This is a genomic window from Streptomyces durbertensis (assembly GCF_014156695.1).
Classification (GTDB): domain Bacteria; phylum Actinomycetota; class Actinomycetes; order Streptomycetales; family Streptomycetaceae; genus Streptomyces; species Streptomyces durbertensis.
Window position 1 is genome coordinate 1 of the sequence record NZ_WMLF01000560.1, and the last position, 3,009, is coordinate 3,009.

The following is a 3,009-nucleotide window of genomic DNA, read 5'->3' on the forward strand; positions in this document are numbered from 1 at the left end:
CCGAACCCGGCCCCGCCGACCCGCCGCCCGGCGGTGACGGCGACGGTGACGGCACCGCCGACGGCGGCCAGGGCGCCGGACCGCAGCTCGGCGGCGGCACGGAACCGCTCAGCGGCGGCAGCGAACCGCTCGACGGCGGTGACGCGTAGCCATGGCCCGTGCCGCCCACCGGAAGCGCCGCGGCAAGCGCCTTCCGCTGCGATACCTGCTGCCCGCGCTGTTCCTCGTCGCGATCATGATGATGCTGCTGCTGCGCGGCTACGTGCACAGCGAGTTCCTCGCCGACCACCGCGTCAACCCGCCCACCTCCAACAGCAAGGTCCCCGCCGACGTGCTGGAGGGCGGGCCCGTCGTCGACACCCGCAACGGCAAGACGGCCAGCTACCACGTGCCGGAACGCACCATGGTCCTCACCTTCGACGACGGCCCGGACCCCGTCTGGACGCCGAAGGTGCTCGACGTGCTCCACCAGCACGACGCCCGCGGTGTCTTCTTCATCACCGGCACCATGGCCTCCCGCTACCCCGCGCTCGTCCGCCGCATGGTCGACGAGGGGCACGAGATCGGCCTGCACACCTTCAACCACCCCGACCTCTCCCTCCAGTCGACCTCCCGCATCGACTGGGAACTCGCCCAGAACCAGCTCGCCCTGGTCGGCGCCACCGGCGTGCGCACCTCCCTCTTCCGCCCGCCCTACTCCTCCCACGCGCACGCCCTCGACAACGACACCTGGCCCGTCACCCGCCACCTCGGCGAACGCGGCTACATCACCGTCTTCAACGACACCGACACCAAGGACTGGTCCCGCCCCGGCGCCGAGGAGATCATCCGCCGCGCCATGCCGGAGAAGGCGGGCGACGGCGCGATCGTCCTCATGCACGACTCCGGCGGCGACCGCTCCCAGACCGTCGAGGCGCTGGAGACGATGCTGCCCCGCCTCAAGGCCGAGGGCTACCGCTTCGTCAACGTCACCGAGGCGCTCGACGCCCCCAGCGCCCACACCCCCGTCGGCGGCTTCGAACTCTGGAAGGGCAAGGCGTTCGTCGGCGCCGTCAGCGTCTCCGGCAAGGCCATGGGCGTGCTCACCGTGCTGCTCGCCGTCGTCGGCTCGCTGGTGCTGCTGCGCTTCGCGCTGATGCTCGTGCTGTCCTGGCTGCACGCGCGCCGCGTCCGCCGCCCCGACTTCCGCTGGGGCGACGAACCCGTCACCCGGCCCGTCAGCGTCCTCGTCCCGGCGTACAACGAGGCCAAGTGCATCGTGAACACGGTGCGTTCACTCGACGCCAGCGACCACCCCATCGAGATCATCGTCATCGACGACGGCTCCACCGACGGCACCGCCGACATCGTCGAGTCGCTGCGGCTGCCGAACGTGCGCGTCGTCCGCCAGGCCAACGCCGGCAAGCCGGCCGCCCTCAACAACGGTATCCGGCACGCCCGTTACGACATCGTCGTGATGATGGACGGCGACACCGTCTTCGAACCGTGCACCGTCCGCGAACTCGTCCAGCCCTTCGCCGACCCGGAGGTCGGCGCCGTCGCGGGCAACGCCAAGGTCGGCAACCGGGACAAGCTCATCGGCGCCTGGCAGCACATCGAGTACGTCATGGGCTTCAACCTCGACCGCCGCCTCTACGACGTGCTGCGCTGCATGCCGACCATCCCCGGCGCGGTCGGCGCCTTCCGCCGCGAGGCCCTGTACCGCGTCGGCGGCATGAGCGAGGACACCCTCGCCGAGGACACCGACATCACCATGGCCATGCACCGCGACGGCTGGCGCGTCGTCTACGCCGAGAACGCGCGTGCCTGGACGGAAGCCCCCGAAAGCGTCCAGCAGCTCTGGTCCCAGCGCTACCGCTGGAGCTACGGCACCATGCAGGCCATCTGGAAGCACCGCCGCGCCCTCGTCGAACGCGGCCCCTCCGGCCGCTTCGGCCGCGTCGGCCTCCCGCTGGTCTCCCTGTTCATGGTCGTCGCACCGCTGCTCGCGCCGCTCATCGACATCTTCCTGCTCTACGGCATCATCTTCGGCCCCACCGGGAAGACCGTCGCCGCCTGGCTCGGCGTCCTCGCCGTCCAGGCGATCTGCGCCGCGTACGCCTTCCGCCTCGACCGCGAACGCATGACGCACCTGCTGTCCCTGCCGCTGCAACAGCTGCTCTACCGCCAGCTCATGTACGTCGTGCTGCTCCAGTCCTGGATCACCGCCCTCACCGGCGGCCGGCTGCGCTGGCAGAAACTCCGCCGCACCGGTGCCGTCGAGTCCGCGCCCGTGACGGACCAGTCCACCCGCGAGAGAAGCGCCGCCCGATGACCAGCCTCACCACCGGCCCGGAACCCACGCCACCCGCCGAGGGCGGGCCGTCCACGGAACCGGCGCCCGCGCGCAAGGAGGGCCGGGACCGCTACCTGGACTTCCTCCGCACCCTCGCGCTCCTCCGGGTGGTCGTCTACCACACCTTCGGCTGGGCCTGGCTGACGTTTGTCTTCCCCTCCATGGGCGTCATGTTCGCCCTCGCCGGCTCCCTCATGGCCCGCTCCCTGCGGCGCCCCGCCCTCGGCGTCATCCGTAGCCGCGTCCGCCGCCTGCTGCTGCCGCTGTGGATCTACGGCGTGGTGGTGCTGACGATCCTGTTCATGCAGGGCTGGGGGCCGGCGAAGGGGCAGGAGAGCTGGTTCTGGCTGCGGGTGCTGTGCTGGATCGTGCCCGTCGGCAGCCCGCCCTTCCCCTGGCACATCGGGTCCGAGTCCGGCCTGCTCTCCGACACCTGGGCCGTCCAGGCGGCAGCGCCGCTCTGGTACCTGCGCGCCTACTTCTGGTTCGTGCTGCTGTCCCCGCTGATGCTGTGGCTCTTCCGCCGCATGCCCTGGCAGACGCTGCTCGCCCCGCTCGCCCTCACCGCGATCTTCGGCACCGACCTCGTCAACATCCCCGGCCAGACCGGCTCGGCGGTGACCGACTTCGTCACCTTCGGCGCCTGCTGGATCCTCGGCTTCGCCCACCACGAC

The 3,009-nt window shown here is 71.1% G+C and carries 2 protein-coding genes; both read left to right on the forward strand.

Annotated features, from left to right (window positions below):
* Positions 1–151: 151 nt before the first annotated feature.
* Positions 152–2,314: a bifunctional polysaccharide deacetylase/glycosyltransferase family 2 protein gene (locus tag GL263_RS24325; RefSeq protein WP_182857891.1), complete on the forward strand. Its 2,163-nt coding sequence runs from the start codon at positions 152–154 to the stop codon at positions 2,312–2,314.
* Positions 2,311–3,009, forward strand: a 699-nt coding sequence (locus GL263_RS24330) for an acyltransferase family protein (RefSeq protein ID WP_182857892.1), incomplete at its 3' end; no start/stop codon positions are given. The genes GL263_RS24325 and GL263_RS24330, both read left to right, overlap by 4 nt.